1 protein-coding gene is annotated in these 603 nt (G+C 65.7%); it reads right to left on the reverse strand.

Annotation, left to right across the window (positions count from 1 at the left end):
• Positions 1 to 152: 152 nt before the first annotated feature.
• Positions 153 to 603: aromatic amino acid lyase (locus HV773_RS36585; protein WP_175198566.1), on the reverse strand; the 451-nt coding region annotated here is incomplete at its 5' end.

The raw sequence follows: 603 nt of genomic DNA on the forward strand, positions 1-603 counted from the left end.
GCGGTACGCGGCTTCGGCCAGCCAGGTCTTGCACACCTTCTCGCTGCCGCGCGGCGCGCGGATCGTGCGGCTCGGGTCGAGGCGGGGATCGGTGAAGTTCGGATGGTTCATAAGGATCTCGAAGTATTGGTCTAAGTTATTCAGTATTCGGCTTATTGCTCGGACTCGAACGCGAACGGGCTGTGCGCGGCGATGGCGCCGTTCTGCACCAGCTCCGTCATGGCCGCGATATCGGGTGCGAAGTAGCGGTCCAGGTCGTAATGCGGCACTTCATTGCGCACCGATGCCATCACCTTTTGCAGCGCCGGGCTGGTCGCGTGCGGCGCGCGCAGGTCCACGCCCTGGGCGGCGGCCAGCAGTTCGATCCCGAGGATGTAGGCCGTGTTGCCAGCGATGTCGGCAAGCTTGCGCGCGGCGAAGGTCGCCATCGACACGTGGTCTTCCTGGTTCGCCGAGGTCGGCAGCGAATCCACCGAAGCCGGATGCGCGAGCGTCTTGTTCTCCGAGGCCAAGGCCGCGGCCGTCACGTGCGCGATCATGAAGCCCGAGTTCACGCCGCCGTCCTTCACGAGGAAAGGCGGCAGGCCCGACAGCGTCGCGTCG

Origin of the sequence: Paraburkholderia caffeinitolerans, from assembly GCF_902859945.1 — a bacterium.
Classification (GTDB): Bacteria; Pseudomonadota; Gammaproteobacteria; order Burkholderiales; family Burkholderiaceae; genus Paraburkholderia; species Paraburkholderia caffeinitolerans.